We start from the raw sequence: 15,640 nt of genomic DNA, 5'->3' as shown, positions 1-15,640 counted from the left end.
TCAATGAAGGGGTGGGGAACATATGCGCATTCGCGCGCTGATCGCAGTCGTGGGACTTTGGCTTACGGCATTCGCGGTCGACGCTACGGCCATCACGCAAGTCAAGAGCATGCGGTTGTGGCGAGCTCCCGATAACACCCGCTTGGTGTTCGATCTGTCCGGCCCGGTGGAGCACAGTGTGTTCACCCTCACGGCACCGGACCGCCTGGTGATCGACATCAATGGCGCAACCCTGGCCGGGACGTTGAACGTCTCTACGGCCAACACCCCTATTGGCAGTGTGCGCTCCGCTCAGCGCACCCCGACCGACCTGCGCGTGGTGGTAGACCTCAAAAAGCCCCTCACGCCCAAAAGCTTCACCCTGGCGCCGAACCAGCAATATGGCAATCGGTTGGTAGTGGACTTGTACGACCAGGCTTCAGATGCCGAGCCGGCCGCGCCGCCGCCGACCATCGCCACTACACCAGCGGTGCCGGTGACGCCGGCCAAGCCGGAAATCAAGCTGGCCCCCGTGCCCAACGGCAAGCGTGACATCATTATCGCCATCGACGCCGGCCACGGCGGCGAAGACCCGGGCGCCTCCGGTTCGCGCGGCGAGCACGAGAAAGACGTGGTGCTGGCGATCGCCAAAGAGCTGCAACGGCAGATCAACCAGGAGAAAGGCTTCCGGGCCGAGCTCACCCGTACCGGCGACTACTTCATTCCGCTGCGTGGCCGTACCGAAATCGCCCGCAAGAAGGGCGCCGACCTGTTCGTTTCGATCCACGCCGACGCCGCGCCATCTTCGGCGGCCTACGGGGCTTCGGTGTTCGCGTTGTCCGAGCGCGGGGCCACTTCGGAAACAGCGCGCTGGCTGGCTGACAGCGAAAACCGGTCCGACTTGATCGGCGGGGCTGGCAACGTGAGCCTGGACGACAAGGACCGCATGCTGGCCGGCGTGCTGCTGGACCTGTCCATGACGGCGTCCCTCAGTTCCAGCCTGAACGTAGGGCAGAAAGTGCTGAGCAACATTGGCCGGGTAACCACCCTGCACAAGAGCCGGGTAGAGCAAGCCGCGTTCATGGTGCTGAAATCCCCGGACATCCCGTCGATTCTGGTAGAAACTGGCTTCATTTCCAATTCCGGCGAATCCAGCAAGTTGCAGTCCGCCGCTCACCAGCAGGCGCTGGCACGCTCCATCCGTGCCGGGGTGAAGCAGTTCTTCGAGCAAAATCCGCCGCCGGGCACCTACATCGCCTGGCTGCGCGATTCCGGCAAGCTGGCCCGCAGCGAAAGCGAGCACACCGTGCGCAGCGGCGAGACCTTGCCCATGATCGCGACCCGCTATCAGGTGTCGGTCAGTGCATTGCGCAGTGCCAACGACTTGAAAAACGATGAGCTGAAAATTGGCCAATTGTTGACCATTCCTTCCACCGCTGTGGCGGCACAGCCATGAGCGGCGCCGCGCGTATCGAACTGCTGAGCCCTCGACTGGCGAACCAGATCGCCGCAGGCGAAGTTGTCGAGCGGCCGGCTTCGGTCATCAAGGAGTTGCTGGAAAACAGCCTGGATTCCGGCGCGCGTCGCATTGACGTGGAAGTGGAGCAGGGCGGCGTGAAGCTGCTCAAGGTTCGCGACGACGGCTCTGGCATCGCTTCCGATGACCTTCCGTTGGCGCTGGCCCGGCATGCCACCAGCAAGATCCGCGACCTTGAAGACCTCGAGCGGGTCATGAGCCTGGGCTTTCGTGGCGAGGCCCTGGCGTCCATCAGCTCGGTAGCGCGGCTGGTGCTGACCTCGCGCACCGTCGATGCGGGCCAGGCCTGGCAAGTGGAAACCGAAGGCCGCGACATGGCACCTCGCGTACAGCCTGCGGCGCACCCGGTGGGTACGTCGGTGGAAGTGCGCGACCTGTTCTTCAATACCCCGGCGCGGCGCAAGTTTCTTAAAAGCGAGAAGACCGAATTCGATCATTTGCAGGAGGTGATCCGGCGCCTGGCCCTGGCGCGTTTCGACGTTGCCTTCCACTTGCGCCACAACGGCAAAAGCGTACTCAGCCTGCATGAGGCCCATGACGAGGCAATGCGCGCGCGCCGCGTGGGCGCCATTTGCGGGCCAGGCTTCCTCGAGCAGGCCATGCCGATCGAGGTAGAACGCAGCGGCTTGCGCCTGTGGGGTTGGGTAGGCCTGCCCACGTTCTCCCGCAGCCAGGCAGACATGCAGTATTTCTTCGTCAATGGTCGCGCGGTGCGGGACAAACTGGTCGCTCACGCTGTGCGCCAGGCTTACCGCGACGTGCTGTTCAACGGTCGCCACCCCACCTTTGTGCTGTTCCTGGAAGTAGACCCCGCCGTGGTCGACGTGAATGTCCATCCCACCAAGCACGAAGTGCGCTTCCGTGACGGGCGCATGGTGCACGATTTCCTGTATGGCACCTTGCACCGTGCCCTTGCCGAAGTTCGCCCGGAGGATCAGCTGGCGGCGGCGCCCGCGCCAACGGCGGCACTGGGTGTAGCCCGGCCCACAGGCCTGGGTGTCGGCGAATTCGGCCCCCAGGAGGAGATAGCGCTCGCCGCGCGGCCTTTGCAGTCCCAGCAGCAACAGTTCCAGTCCCAGCCACAGGTTGCTTATGGGCAGGGGAGCGGTGGTGGCTACACCAACTACAGTGGAGGGGCCGAACGGCGCCCCGCCGTACCACTGGCCGAGGCCGGTGGGGTGTACCGGGCATTCTTCGCGCCCCTGGCCGAAGGCGAGCCGTCCAACCCAAGGCTGCCCGAGCAACAAGGGGAAGTGCCTCCGTTGGGGTTTGCGCTGGCGCAACTCAAGGGTATCTACATCCTCGCGGAAAATGCCCACGGCCTGGTACTGGTGGACATGCACGCGGCGCACGAGCGCATCATGTATGAGCGGCTCAAGGTGGCAATGGCCAGCGAAGGGCTGAGCGGCCAGCCCTTGCTCGTGCCCGAATCCCTTGCGGTGAGCCAGCGCGAAGCGGATTGCGCCGAAGAGCACACCGCCTGGTTCTCCCGCCTGGGCTTCGAATTGCAGCGCCTGGGCCCCGAAACCCTCGCCATTCGCCAGATCCCGGCCCTGCTCAAGCAAGCCGAGGCGAACCGGCTGGTGGCCGATGTCCTGGCGGACCTGATGGAATACGGTACCAGTGATCGTATCCAGGCCCACCTCAACGAACTGCTGGGCACCATGGCCTGTCACGGGGCGGTGCGTGCCAATCGGCGCCTGGCTGTTCCTGAGATGAACGCCCTGCTGCGGGACATGGAAACCACCGAGCGCAGCGGGCAGTGCAATCACGGCAGGCCTACCTGGACCCAGCTTGGTCTGGATGAACTCGACAAGCTCTTCTTGCGGGGCCGCTGACATGTCCCGATTACCGCCTGCCATCTTCCTGATGGGGCCTACGGCTTCCGGTAAGACCGACCTGGCCATGGCGCTGGCGCGAGTACTGCCCTGCGACCTGATCAGCGTGGACTCGGCCCTCGTCTACAAGGGCATGGATATCGGTACGGCCAAACCTTCGAAAGAACAGCTGGCCGAATTCCCTCACCGGCTGGTGGATATCCTTGACCCGGCCCAGGCCTACTCCGCTGCGGAGTTTCGCCGCGATGCGCTGGAGGCCATGGCCGAGATCACCGCGCGGGGGCGAATTCCCTTGCTGGTGGGCGGCACCATGCTCTATTTCAAGGCCCTGCTCGACGGGCTCGCCGACATGCCGAGCGCGGATCCTGCCATTCGCCAGGCGCTTGAGGCACAGGCTGCGGCCGAAGGATTGCAGGCGTTGCATGCTGAACTGAGCAAGGTAGACCCCGTCTCGGCGGCGCGGATTCATCCCAACGATCCGCAGCGGATCATCCGCGCGCTGGAAGTCTTCCATGCCGGCGGGATAAGCATGACCGACCTGCGCCTGCGGCAAATTGCTGAAAATGGCGCGCCAGGCGCGTCGGCCACGCTTCAATTACCCTATACTGTCGCCAGCCTTGCCATCGCACCGGCCGAGCGGTCGGTGTTGCATGCGCGCATTGCCCAGCGGTTCGAACAAATGCTTGAACAGGGTTTCATTGGTGAGGTCAGACAGTTGCGTAGCAGGGAAGACCTGCACGCAGGCTTGCCTTCCATCAGGGCGGTCGGGTATCGGCAGGTGTGGGATCATCTCGACGGCAGGCTATCTGCCGATGAAATGAAAGAGCGGGGCATTATTGCAACGCGCCAGTTGGCCAAACGGCAATTCACCTGGTTGCGCGGCTGGGATGATCTGAAGTGGCTCGACAGCCTTGCTAGCGACAATCTGACGCAGTCCTTGAAATACCTTGGTTCGATCTCCATATTGAGCTGAGTCATGCGTTGCCGTCTATCCTTGGGGGAAAGCCGGTCAGCTATTATTTTTGAAGTCTTTTTATTGATCCTTAAAGGAGTGCGGCACATGTCAAAAGGGCATTCGCTACAAGACCCTTACTTGAACACATTGCGTAAAGAAAAAGTGGGGGTGTCGATTTATCTGGTAAACGGCATCAAGCTGCAGGGTACTATCGAGTCGTTCGACCAGTTCGTGATCCTGCTGAAGAACACTGTCAGCCAGATGGTCTACAAGCACGCAATCTCTACCGTCGTTCCTGTTCGCCCGATTCGCCTGCCAAGCGCTGGTGATGCCGAACAAGCCGACGCCGAACCCGGAAACGCCTGATATAGGAGCCTCCTTTGTTCTTTGAGCGCCACGGTGGTGGTGAACGGGCAATTCTCGTTCATCTGGATGGACAAGACCCTGAGGCGCGCGAAGACCCGCAGGAGTTTCAGGAGTTGGCAGCCTCGGCAGGTGCCGAGACAATCGCTTTCGTGAGCGTCTCGCGTCACCAGCCGACGGCCAGGTATCTGATCGGTACCGGCAAGGTCGATGAGCTGCGCGAGCAGGTCAAGGCCGGCGAAATCGACATTGTAATCTTCAATCACACCCTCACGCCCAGCCAGGAGCGTAACCTCGAGCGCGCCTTCGAGTGCCGCGTACTCGACCGCACCGGGCTTATCCTCGATATCTTCGCTCAGCGTGCCCGTACCCATGAAGGCAAGCTGCAGGTCGAACTGGCCCAGCTGGAGCACATGAGCACCCGCCTCGTACGCGGCTGGACCCACCTTGAGCGGCAGAAAGGCGGGATCGGGCTACGTGGCCCGGGGGAAACCCAGCTTGAAACCGACCGTCGCCTGCTACGGGTTCGCCTGCGGCAGATCAAGGCGCGGCTGGAAAAGGTCCGCAGCCAGCGCGAACAGGCCCGCCGAGGCCGAAAGCGTGCGGATATCCCGTCAGTGTCCCTGGTGGGTTATACCAACGCAGGCAAGTCAACCTTGTTCAATGCCATTACTCAATCCGACGTTTACGCGGCGGATCAACTGTTCGCAACGCTCGACCCTACGCTGCGCCGGCTGGAACTGGCGGACATCGGCCCGATCGTGCTGGCCGATACCGTAGGCTTCATTCGCCACCTTCCGCACAAGCTGGTCGAGGCGTTCCGGGCCACGCTCGAAGAATCCGCCAACTCGGACCTGCTGCTGCATGTGATCGATGCCCACGAGCCCGAGCGAATGGCGCAGGTAGAGCAAGTGATGGCCGTGCTCACCGAGATTGGCGCGCAAGGGCTGCCGATTCTCGAGGTGTATAACAAGCTTGACCTCCTGGAAGCGGTAGAGCCGCATATCCAGCGCGGCGAAGACGGCAAGCCGCAACGGGTATGGGTGTCGGCGCGGGACGGCCGGGGCCTGGAGCTCGTTGGCAAGGCGATTGCCGAACTGCTGGGTGAAGATCTTTTCGTGGCTACCCTGCGATTGCCTCAGGAGCTGGGGCGCCTCAGGGCGCAATTCTTCTCCTCCGGCGCAGTGCAGGGCGAAGCCCATGACGAGAGCGGCGCCAGTTTGCTCGATGTGCGTTTACCCCGGGTAGAGTTGAACCGGCTGGTTAGCCGGGAAGGCTTGAAACCTCTGGAATTCATCCAGGAACACACTTTGCAATAAAAGCTCTCCGCGTTGGTTTGGTCGGGAGGGCTCGCATTCTGTAGCATTGGCCGACGCGCCGCGGGTGCGTCTTAGCTTTATCTGATGGAGAGCGCTATGGCTTGGAATGAGCCGGGTGGTGGCAATTCGAATAACCAGGACCCATGGGGTGGCCGCAAGGGCGGTGATCGCAAGGGGCCACCGGACCTGGACGAAGCCTTTCGCAAGCTGCAGGAAAGCCTGAACGGCCTGTTCGGGGGCGGCAAACGCCGCGGCGGCGAGCCGACGGGGTCGAAGGGCGGCGGGCTGGGCCTGCTGGGTATTGGCCTGGCCGTTCTGGCAGCCATCTGGCTGTACAGTGCCGTCTACGTCGTGGACGAGCAGGAGCAGGCGGTCATTCTCCGGTTTGGCAAGTATTACGAAACCGTAGGGCCGGGCCTGAACATCTATTTCCCGCCGATCGATCGCAAGTTCCTCGAGAACGTCACGCGTGAGCGCGCCTACAGCAAGCAGGGCCAGATGCTGACCGAAGACGAAAACATCGTCGAGGTTCCGCTGACCGTTCAGTACAAGATCGTGAACCTGCGCGATTTCGTCCTTAACGTGGACCAGCCGGAGGTCAGCCTTCAGCATGCCACCGACAGTGCGTTGCGCCATGTGGTCGGTTCCACCGCAATGGACCAGGTACTTACCGAAGGTCGCGTGCAGATGGCGGGCGAAATCAAGGAGCGCCTTCAGCGGTTCCTCGATACCTATCGCACCGGTATCAGTGTGACCCAGGTGAACGTACAGAGCGCTGCCGCGCCGCGGGAAGTCCAGGAAGCGTTCGACGACGTGATCCGGGCCCGTGAAGACGAACAGCGCGCCCGCAACCAGGCCGAAACCTATGCCAATGGCGTGGTGCCCGAGGCACGCGGCCAGGCGCAGCGGATCATCGAGGATGCCAATGGTTACCGGGACGAAGTGGTTTCCCGCGCCAAGGGTGAGGCCGACCGCTTCAGCAAACTGCTGGGCGAGTACCGCAAGGCGCCGGATGTAACTCGCGAGCGTCTGTACCTCGAAACCATGCAGGATGTGTACAGCAATACCAGCAAGGTGCTGGTTTCCAGCAAGGGCCAGAACAACATGCTCTACCTGCCGCTGGACAAACTGATGGAAAAAGGCCGCAGCCCGGCCCCGGCACAGCCGGCGGTCAATCCTCCTTCGGATTCCGCGGGGCGTAGCGCTGGCGACCTGCAACAGCAGCAGCGAGAATTGCGTACCAGGGAGAGCCGCTGATGGGCAATAGATCCGTAATCGCGCTTATCGTCGGTGTAGTTGCCGTGGTGGCGCTGTGGAACAGCTTCTACATCGTTTCTCAAACCGAGCGGGCAGTACTGCTGCGCTTCGGTCGAGTGGTAGAGGCCGACGTACAGCCTGGCTTGCACATGAAGGTGCCCTACATGAACCAGGTCCGCCGTTTCGACGCGCGCCTGATGACCCTGGATGCACCTACCCAGCGCTTCCTCACGCTCGAGAAAAAAGCCGTGATGGTCGATGCCTACGCCAAATGGCGGGTGAAGGACGCCGATCGCTTCTACACCGCGACGGCGGGTATGAAGGCCACCGCAGACGAGCGCCTGGCGCGCCGGCTGGAGTCGGGCCTGCGGGACCAGTTCGGTAAACGCACCCTGCATGAAGTGGTTTCCGGTGAGCGCGATGCCCTGATGGCAGACATCACCGCTTCGCTGAACCGCATGGCGGATCAGGAGCTGGGCATTGAAGTGGTCGATGTTCGAGTCAAGTCCATCGACCTGCCCAAGGAAGTGAACCGCAGCGTGTTCGAGCGCATGAGTACCGAGCGTGAGCGCGAAGCCCGGGAGCACCGCGCCAAGGGTAACGAGCTGGCCGAAGGTATCCGCGCGGACGCCGACCGTCAGCGGCGGGTGCTGCTGGCCGAGGCGTACCGTGAGTCTGAAGAGGTGCGCGGTGACGGCGATGCGCAGGCTGCTTCCATCTATGCCAAGGCGTATAACCAGGACCCGGACTTCTACGCGTTCTACCGTAGCCTGCAGGCCTACCGGCAGGGCTTCTCCACCAAGGGCGATGTGCTGGTACTCGACCCTAGCAGCGATTTCTTCCGCTACATGGAGCGGGCCAAGCCGTAAGCACCTTCAAGGTTCCCGCTGGGCAGGTCACTGCCTGGCGGGGTGATCCGCCGGCCAAACCTGTGTATCATGCGGCAGCCGGGAAATTCCCGGCTTTTTTGCGTCTGCAAGGTCCGATGGCCGTGCGGGCCCCAAGGTTTTTCGAGGACACTGCCCCGTGGCGCGGCAAGCGCTATGGTTTTCGCGCCTGCGCGGCAGTATCTGCTTCACTCAAGGGTGGGCCAGCATGAGCCCACCGCCCGGAACAAAGGGGATGGGGTAATGGCAACGGTAGACCGCTGGCTCTTGCCGGATGGTATCGAGGAAGTACTGCCACCGGAGGCCGCACGTATCGAAGTCGCACGGCGCCAGGTACTGGATCTGTTCCAGAGCTGGGGCTACGAATTCGTCGTAACGCCGCACATCGAATACCTGGAGTCGCTGCTGGTTGGCGCTTCCCAGGACCTGGACCTGCGCACCTTCAAGGTGGTCGACCCGTTGTCGGGCCGCCAGATGGGCTTTCGCGCGGACATCACCCCACAGGTAGCGCGCATCGACGCACACTCCCTGCGCCGCGAAGGGCCAAGCCGCCTGTGTTATGCCGGTAGCGTGCTGCACGCCAACCCTCGCGCACTTTCCAATTCGCGCAGCCCGATCCAGCTTGGCGCGGAACTGTACGGCGACGCCAGTATTGGCAGCGACCTGGAAGTGATCAGCCTCATGCTCGCAATGCTTGAGCTGTGGCAGGTGCCGGATGTGCACATGGACCTGGGCCACGTAGGTATCTACCGCGGCCTGGCCCGCGCCGCTGGCCTCTCCGGCGAGACCGAGCAGCGCCTGTTCGACGCGCTGCAACGCAAGGCCACGGATGAAGTGTTCGAGCTTACCGAAGGTGTGGCCGCAGGCCCCGCACGGATGCTGCGGGCGCTGGTCAATCTCTCTGGTGACCGCTCGGTACTGGGCCAGGCGCGGGAGATTCTCGGCGGCGCCCCGGCGCCGGTGCTGGCGGCACTGGATGAACTGCTGGAGTTGGCTGAACGGCTGGCGGCCCGCTTCCCCGGCCTTCCGCTGTATTTCGACCTCGGCGAGTTGCGCGGCTATCACTATCACACCGGGGTTGTGTTCGCGGCGTTCGTGCCGGGCGTAGGCCAGTCCATCGCCCAGGGTGGCCGTTACGACGACTTTGGTGCCGACTTCGGTCGCGCTCGGCCGGCGACGGGTTTTTCGACTGACCTGAAAACCCTGGTTACGCTGGGGCGCGCAGAAGTCGAGTTGCCCGAGGGTGGCATCTGGATGCCCGACAGCCCGGATACCGCGCTGTGGCAAACCGTATGCGGCCTTCGCTCGCGAGGCGAGCGCGTCGTACAAGCATTACCCGGGCAGGCCACAGCGGCCGCCCGCGAGGCGGGTTGTGACCGCCAGCTCATTCTGCAGGGCGGTTGCTGGGAAGTGGCACCGCTGGTTTCCTGAGTTCACGCCGGCCGCGGTCGGCACCAAGTTTGCGCCAATGAGGACAAGTGTTATGGGTAAGAATGTCGTCGTCCTGGGCACCCAATGGGGTGATGAGGGCAAAGGCAAGATCGTCGATCTGCTCACCGAACATGCTGCCGCGGTCGTGCGTTATCAGGGTGGCCACAATGCCGGCCATACGCTGGTAATCGACGGTGAGAAGACCGTGCTGCACCTGATCCCGTCCGGCATCCTGCGTGACGGCGTACAGTGCCTGATCGGCAACGGCGTGGTCGTTGCCCCCGATGCGCTGATGCGCGAAATCATCAAGCTGGAAGAGAAAGGCGTGCCGGTGCGCGAGCGCCTGCGCATCAGCCCAGCCTGCCCGCTGATCCTGTCGTACCACGTTGCTCTGGACCAGGCGCGCGAAAAAGCGCGCGGCGAGCACAAGATCGGTACTACTGGCCGTGGTATCGGCCCTGCTTACGAAGACAAGGTCGCGCGTCGCGGGCTGCGCGTGGGCGACCTGTTCCATCGCGAGCGTTTTGCCGCCAAGCTGGGCGAGCTGCTGGACTACCACAACTTCGTACTGGTGAATTACTACAAGGAGCCTGCAATCGATTTCCAGCAAACGCTGGATGAATGCATGGGCTACGCCGAGCTGCTGCAACCGATGATGCAGGATGTCACCGCCGAGCTGCACGCGCTGCGCAAGGCCGACAAGGACATCATGTTCGAAGGCGCTCAAGGCTCGCTGCTGGACATCGACCACGGCACCTACCCCTTCGTCACCAGCTCCAACACCACGGCGGGCGGCATCGCTACCGGCTCCGGCTTTGGCCCGATGTACCTGGATTACATCCTGGGCATCACCAAGGCCTACACCACCCGTGTAGGCTCGGGCCCGTTCCCGACCGAACTGTTCGACGACGTTGGCGCCTTCCTGGCCAAGCGTGGGCATGAATTCGGCGCAACCACCGGCCGTGCCCGTCGCTGCGGCTGGTTCGACGCCGTCATTCTGCGCCGCGCTATCGAAATCAACAGCATCTCGGGCCTGTGCCTGACCAAGCTGGACGTGCTCGACGGCCTTGAAACCATCCGCATCTGCGTTGGCTACAAGAACGAAGCCGGTGCCGTGATCGATGCGCCGACCGATGCAGACAGCTACATTGGCTTGCAGCCAGTGTACGAAGACGTGCCGGGCTGGAGCGAGTCCACGCTGGGTGCAAAAAGCCTGGAAGAATTGCCGGCCAATGCCCGTGCTTACATCAAGCGTGTGGAAGAGCTGGTAGGTGCGCCGATCGACATTATTTCGACGGGCCCGGACCGCAACGAAACCATCGTGCTGCGCCACCCGTTCGCGTAAGCCGTTGGTGTTAAAGGCAAAGGGTCCCTCATGGGGCCCTTTGTCGTTTTTGCCGCCTGATCGGCACGGGGATTGCTGGGAAGATCCATCAGCGTGTGCGCCATTGTTTTAATGGCACTGGATCAGAGGACTTACCCGTGTCGGCCATTCTTTCGCTCTTTCGCAGCCGCTTGCTGCGCCCCGTGTTCCTTGCCTTGGGAATTGCCCTTTTGGTGCAGGTTCTGGTGGCGGTAGCACTTACTCGGAGCACAGTCGCCGCGCTTGAGACCGACCTGGGCGTTCGACTGGGAGCAGATAGCGAGCGCCTTGGAAATGAGCTCAACCAGGCAGGGCAAGACCTGACCAGCAGCCTGGACAAACTCTCTGCCAGCACTCGGCAGCGCCTGGCTGCGGGGCTATCCAGCCGGCTTACCGATGAGCAGAAGCAGGTGCGCGCCACTCTTGAACACAGCATCAAGGAGTCGGCCAATGATATGGCCGAGCTGCTTGCCTCTGTCGCTCCCCGAGCCATGTGGGATAACGACATTCCAACCTTGTCGGAATTTGCCCGCCGAGCGCAGCGTAATCCCAATGTGTTATTCGTCATCTACGACGACGCGACCGGGCAACACCTGACGCGTTACCTGAACCGGGACAACCCCATCAACCAGGCCCTGATTGAAAAGGGGCAGGGTGAGCGGCCGCTGGAGAAGGTACTCGATGCTGCTCGAAACGACCCTTCGGTTTATTACGTTGAGGCGCCCATCAGCCCTAACGGTACAGAGATTGGCAAGGTGCGCATGGGTGTGTCCACCGCTGGGGTGGATGCCGAGCTGGCAGCCCTGGACAAGCGCTTCAATGATCTTATCGCCAGTGGTGATGAACTGGTTGCCGATAGCGTTTCCGGTGCTGCCGCAGAAAGCTCGCGGGTGTTGCGCGATCGTCTTGAAAGCGCCCAGGGCGCAGCCAAGGAAATGCAGGCCAATACTCATCATGCTGTGAGCGAGGCCGCCGAGATGCTCCGCTGGAGAATCGGTGCAGGCCTGGCCGTGGTCGCGCTGGGTGTATTGCTGGCGCTGGCTGTGGTGCTTGGGCACCGGGTCGTGAACAAATTGCGCTTACTGATCAGCGCGCTGGACGATCTGGCCGCCGGTGAAGGCGACCTGACCAAGCGGGTAGCGCTGAACAGCAACGACGAGATCGGAGACATGGCCGGCGCGGTGAACCGCTTTGTGGCCAAGTTGCAGCCCATCGTGCGCGAGGCCGGAGACGTAGCGCAACGCACCGGCCAGGAAATCGGTGCCATGACGCAGCGCAATGCCGGAGCCGATGCCGCCGCCGAACGTCAGCGCGACGAAGTGGCTGCCAGTTTGCAAGCGTTGGCCCAGATGGCGGACGAGGCCCAGGCGGAAAGCATTGCGATGCAGGCGGCCTTGAAGCAGGTGGCTGAGATCCGCCAGGCCACGGATGCAAACACCAAAGCGTCCACGCAGGTCGGAAGCTTGATCGAGGCGTTGGCGGGGCAGGTGGAAACAGGCTCGCAGGTGATCGAGCGGCTGGCGACGCAAAGCCAGCAGATCGAAGTGGTGCTGACTGTGATCCATGGCATTGCCGAGCAAACCAACTTGCTTGCTCTCAATGCCGCGATCGAAGCGGCGAGGGCAGGAGAGACTGGCCGAGGCTTTGCCGTGGTCGCTGATGAGGTTCGGGCACTGGCCAGTAAAACCCAGAGCTCCACGGGCGATATCCAGGCGCATATTGGCGCGCTTCAGGCCGGTGCCCGCGAAGCGGTCACCGCCATTGGCCAGGCGGGCCGCCAAGCCAGCGAAGGTTTGCGCGTACTGCGGGATGCGTCGAGGCTGCAGCAAACCGTCCAGACATCAGTAGAGCAAGTGCATGCCGCTATCGACCTGGCCACCCGTGCCGCGCAGCATCAGGCGCAGGGCGCGCAGGCCGTAAAAGGCAGGGTAGAAGTGATTCACGCCCAGGCCGAACAATCGGCGCAGGTAGTGTTGCAGACGACTGCCAGCAGCAAGGTGCTCGACCGCCTTGCCCACCAGCTGCGGGCAAGCCTTGGTCAGTTCCGCGCGTGATCCACGCCGCTAGCGGCGGCTGAGGTACATGCGGGTGGTGAGAAGGTACACCGGTAGCCCGGACACGAGGATCAGCAAGGCAGCAAAGGGCGCGGCGGCGGCGAACTCCATGTTCGACGTGTGCGCCCACACCTCGGTAGCCAGGGTGGTGGTGCCCGTGGGGCTGAGCAACAGCGTTGCGGTGAGCTCTTTCATTGCGTCGAGGAACACCAGCGCGAAGGCAGCCGCCAGCGCCGGGAAGATGATAGGCAGGGTAACCTTGCAAAACGCCTTGAACGCCCCTGCACCCAAGGTACGCGCCGCCTCTTCAAGCTGCGGGGCGGCCTTGGTCAGGGCGGTACGCACTGGCCCTTGCGCCAAGGGCAGGAACAGCAGGGCGTAGGCAATCACCAGCAAGGCCGTGGTCTGGTACAGCGCCGGTATGTAGTGGAGAGAGAAATACACCAGCGTTAGCGCGATTACCAGCCCGGGCAAGGCATGCAGCAGGTACGGAAGCCTCTCCGCCCAGATGGCCAGGCTGCCGCGGTACCGCACCACCAGCAGGCCCACCGGCAGCGCCAGTAACAGGGATACCGCCGCGCCCGCGAGCGACAGGCCCAGCGACGACAACAGCGCCTGGCCTATGGCAACAACCGGAAAGGCCGCTGAGCTTCCCTGGGCCAGCCAGTAGCCCAGCATCACCAGCGGCACCCCACTGCCCAGGATGCCGAGCGCGGCGCAGAAGCCTTGGCCGAAAAGCCCGGCCCACACCGGCAGCCGCACCGGTGCCGCATGACGAGCCACGCCCTGGCCTGTGCGTACATGCCGTGCTCGCCCACGCGCCTTCAACTCCAGCCACAGGAAGCCCAGGCACAGCACCAGCAGTACGGCTGAAAGCATGGCGGCGTTGGCGTTGCTGAATTCCAGTTCGAACTGCTGGTAGATGGCGGTGGTAAAGGTGCGAACGTTCAGAATCGACAGGGCGCCGAACTCGACCAGCATGTGCAGCGCGATCAGAAGGCTGCCGGCAAGGATGGAAGGCCAGAGCAGCGGCAGGGTGATGCTGAAGAACAGCCTGCTCCGGTTCGCCCCCAGCAGCCGGGCGGATTCTTCCAGCGAATGGTCCAGATTGCGTAACGTGGCCGCAACGGGCAGAAATACCAGGGGGTATTTGGACAGGCTCATGATGAGAATGGCACCCCCCAGGCCTTCGAAGCCGGAGCTGAGGGACACCCAGGTAAAGCTCGACACGAACGAAGGCACCGCGAACGGCAGGCACAGGACCACGCCCCACGCACGCCGCCCCCACAGGTTGGTGCGTTCCAGCAGCCATGCGAGCAGGGTGCCGGCAATCGCGCACGCCACGGTAACCCCGGCCAGTAACGTAAGGGTGTTGACCAGCAGGCCGTAGACATAAGGGCGGAGCAGCAGGCGGGCAATGTCGTGCCAGCCGGCTTCGGCGGTACGGATGGTGACATACGCCAGCGGCAGAAGGCTCAGGCCGACGAGCAGCAATACGGGGGCGACCAGCCAGGCGGACGGTCGCTTGCCCTTGACCTCCCGGGGCAGCGTAGCGGCCGACGGAAGCTGAGCCTGGGCGGTCATCAGTTCAAGCCGACGTCACGTTGGAGGTCCAGCGCTTCTTCGGCATTGCCGATGTCAGCAGGGGTGATGTCCGGCGCTTCGAGTTTTTCGAAAGGCTTGAGCCCCTGATCGGACACCATGCCCTTGCGTAGCGGGTATTCAGCCTGCGCACGGGTGATGACCCGCTGGCCTTCCTCGCTGGTCATCCACGCCAGCAGTTGCTGGGCTTCCTTCGGGTGCTTGCTGGCCTTCACCACGGCTGCGCTGGAGATGCTCACCAGGGCGCCCGGGTCCTTGTTCTTGAAATAGTACAGCTGCGACTTGAGCTCACCCTTTTCGCGCTTGAGTGCATACCAGTAGTAGTTGTTCACCAATACCGCCGCAATTTCGCCGTTCTCGACCGCCTTGATCGCCACCATATTGTTTGCGTAGGTCTTGCCGTAGGCCTTGAGGCCCGTAAGCCATTCTTCGGCAGCTTCTTCACCCTTGAGCCGAAGCACAGCCACGGCCTGCTCCTGGAACGCTCCGCTGGTGGGAACGAAGCCGATCTTGCCGTTCCACTCCGGGCGGGCAAAATCCATCACCGAGGCGGGCATGTCTTTCTCGGTGACCAGGCTCGGGTTGTACGCCACTACACGAACACGGGCCGTGATACCGATCCAGGTACCGTCCTTCGCGACATAGTTGGGCGGCAATGCATCCAGTGTGCTTTTGTCGGTGACCGCCAGGAAGCCTTTTTCGCCGAGGGCATTGAGCGGGGGAGATTCCTCGCTATAGATAACGTCGGCGGGGGAGCGGGCGCCTTCTTCCATGATCTGGCTTGCCAGCTGGTTGCTGCTGCCCTTTCGCACGTTTACATGAATGCCGGTACTGGCTTCGAACGCCTTGGCAATCGCCTCGCCCAATTCCTTGTGCTGGCCGTTGTAAAGCGTAAGGGCAGGGGCGTCGGCGGCCTGGGCGGCACCAGTGAACAAGGCAAGTGCCAGGGCTGGCACGGTGCACAGGCGCAGGAGGGCAATTCGCATTGACATCCGAGCGTATCTCCATGGGTACAAAAGGGCGCAAGTATAAAGGAGATCGCTTCTCGAATGCGG

General features: G+C 62.7%; 12 protein-coding genes and 1 pseudogene. 11 read left to right on the top strand and 2 right to left on the bottom strand.

The window, feature by feature from the left end; all coding sequences use genetic code 11:
* Nucleotides 1-22: 22 nt before the first annotated feature.
* The 11 genes and pseudogenes from AC3Z8Y_RS22625 (at nt 23) to AC3Z8Y_RS22575 (ending at nt 12,983) form a co-directional block, all read left to right on the top strand.
* Complete coding sequence (locus AC3Z8Y_RS22625; RefSeq protein ID WP_490087645.1) at nt 23-1,435, top strand: N-acetylmuramoyl-L-alanine amidase; 1,413 nt, start codon at nt 23-25, stop codon at nt 1,433-1,435.
* Nucleotides 1,432-3,354 (top strand): DNA mismatch repair endonuclease MutL, encoded by a 1,923-nt coding sequence (gene mutL, locus AC3Z8Y_RS22620; protein ID WP_490087644.1) that lies wholly within the window; start codon nt 1,432-1,434, stop codon nt 3,352-3,354. The genes AC3Z8Y_RS22625 and mutL overlap by 4 nt, the downstream gene beginning before the upstream one ends.
* 1 nt (nt 3,355) lies before the next feature.
* The gene (gene miaA / locus AC3Z8Y_RS22615; protein ID WP_490090070.1) at nt 3,356-4,327 is read left to right on the top strand and encodes a tRNA (adenosine(37)-N6)-dimethylallyltransferase MiaA; all 972 of its coding nucleotides are present in this window, start codon (nt 3,356-3,358) and stop codon (nt 4,325-4,327) included.
* A gap of 87 nt (nt 4,328-4,414) precedes the next feature.
* Nucleotides 4,415-4,675: an RNA chaperone Hfq gene (hfq, locus tag AC3Z8Y_RS22610; protein WP_181110844.1), complete on the top strand. Its 261-nt coding sequence runs from the start codon at nt 4,415-4,417 to the stop codon at nt 4,673-4,675.
* A 14-nt stretch (nt 4,676-4,689) separates the two neighbouring features.
* Nucleotides 4,690-5,991, top strand: a complete 1,302-nt coding sequence (hflX, locus tag AC3Z8Y_RS22605; protein WP_490087643.1) for a ribosome rescue GTPase HflX — start codon at nt 4,690-4,692, stop codon at nt 5,989-5,991.
* Nucleotides 5,992-6,087: 96 nt separating this feature from the next.
* Entirely contained in the window at nt 6,088-7,248 is a 1,161-nt protein-coding gene (gene hflK, locus AC3Z8Y_RS22600) for an FtsH protease activity modulator HflK (protein WP_490087642.1), read from the top strand.
* Nucleotides 7,248-8,117 (top strand): protease modulator HflC, encoded by an 870-nt coding sequence (gene hflC / locus AC3Z8Y_RS22595; RefSeq protein WP_490087641.1) that lies wholly within the window; start codon nt 7,248-7,250, stop codon nt 8,115-8,117. The genes hflK and hflC overlap by 1 nt, the downstream gene beginning before the upstream one ends.
* Before the next feature lie 261 nt (nt 8,118-8,378).
* Nucleotides 8,379-9,566 (top strand): ATP phosphoribosyltransferase regulatory subunit, encoded by a 1,188-nt coding sequence (locus tag AC3Z8Y_RS22590; RefSeq protein WP_181110840.1) that lies wholly within the window; start codon nt 8,379-8,381, stop codon nt 9,564-9,566.
* Nucleotides 9,567-9,618: 52 nt separating this feature from the next.
* Nucleotides 9,619-10,911 (top strand): adenylosuccinate synthase, encoded by a 1,293-nt coding sequence (locus tag AC3Z8Y_RS22585; protein ID WP_181110839.1) that lies wholly within the window; start codon nt 9,619-9,621, stop codon nt 10,909-10,911.
* 473 nt (nt 10,912-11,384) lie between these two features.
* Nucleotides 11,385-12,077 (top strand): annotated as a pseudogene (locus AC3Z8Y_RS22580) (methyl-accepting chemotaxis protein); the annotation flags it as partial.
* A gap of 21 nt (nt 12,078-12,098) precedes the next feature.
* Complete coding sequence (locus AC3Z8Y_RS22575) at nt 12,099-12,983, top strand: methyl-accepting chemotaxis protein (protein WP_490090069.1); 885 nt, start codon at nt 12,099-12,101, stop codon at nt 12,981-12,983.
* 9 nt (nt 12,984-12,992) lie between these two features.
* Here the strand turns inward: AC3Z8Y_RS22575 and AC3Z8Y_RS22570 are convergent, their stop codons facing one another.
* The gene (locus AC3Z8Y_RS22570) at nt 12,993-14,567 is read right to left on the bottom strand and encodes an ABC transporter permease (protein ID WP_490087640.1); all 1,575 of its coding nucleotides are present in this window, start codon (nt 14,565-14,567) and stop codon (nt 12,993-12,995) included.
* Complete coding sequence (locus tag AC3Z8Y_RS22565; RefSeq protein WP_490087639.1) at nt 14,567-15,577, bottom strand: iron ABC transporter substrate-binding protein; 1,011 nt, start codon at nt 15,575-15,577, stop codon at nt 14,567-14,569. Before AC3Z8Y_RS22565 ends, AC3Z8Y_RS22570 begins: the two co-directional genes overlap by 1 nt.
* Between the last annotated feature and the right edge of the window lie 63 nt (nt 15,578-15,640).

It is taken from the genome of Pseudomonas sp. 3MAES_34.3B, assembly GCF_058145875.1.
The sequence above is the reverse complement of the archived record's forward strand: the minus strand, read 5'-3'. Positions and strand labels throughout refer to the sequence as shown.

Excerpts from the sequence above, each read along its gene's own strand:
- AC3Z8Y_RS22625 (WP_490087645.1), top strand. The coding sequence starts at position 23 with ATGCGCATTCGCGCGCTGATCGCAGTCGTGGGACTTTGGCTTACGGCA.
- mutL (WP_490087644.1), top strand. The coding sequence starts at position 1,432 with ATGAGCGGCGCCGCGCGTATCGAACTGCTGAGCCCTCGACTGGCGAAC.
- miaA (WP_490090070.1), top strand. The coding sequence starts at position 3,356 with ATGTCCCGATTACCGCCTGCCATCTTCCTGATGGGGCCTACGGCTTCC.
- hfq (WP_181110844.1), top strand. The coding sequence starts at position 4,415 with ATGTCAAAAGGGCATTCGCTACAAGACCCTTACTTGAACACATTGCGT.
- hflK (WP_490087642.1), top strand. The coding sequence starts at position 6,088 with ATGGCTTGGAATGAGCCGGGTGGTGGCAATTCGAATAACCAGGACCCA.
- hflC (WP_490087641.1), top strand. The coding sequence starts at position 7,248 with ATGGGCAATAGATCCGTAATCGCGCTTATCGTCGGTGTAGTTGCCGTG.
- AC3Z8Y_RS22590 (WP_181110840.1), top strand. The coding sequence starts at position 8,379 with ATGGCAACGGTAGACCGCTGGCTCTTGCCGGATGGTATCGAGGAAGTA.
- AC3Z8Y_RS22585 (WP_181110839.1), top strand. The coding sequence starts at position 9,619 with ATGGGTAAGAATGTCGTCGTCCTGGGCACCCAATGGGGTGATGAGGGC.
- AC3Z8Y_RS22575 (WP_490090069.1), top strand. The coding sequence starts at position 12,099 with ATGGCCGGCGCGGTGAACCGCTTTGTGGCCAAGTTGCAGCCCATCGTG.
- AC3Z8Y_RS22570 (WP_490087640.1), bottom strand. The coding sequence starts at position 14,567 with ATGACCGCCCAGGCTCAGCTTCCGTCGGCCGCTACGCTGCCCCGGGAG.
- AC3Z8Y_RS22565 (WP_490087639.1), bottom strand. The coding sequence starts at position 15,577 with ATGTCAATGCGAATTGCCCTCCTGCGCCTGTGCACCGTGCCAGCCCTG.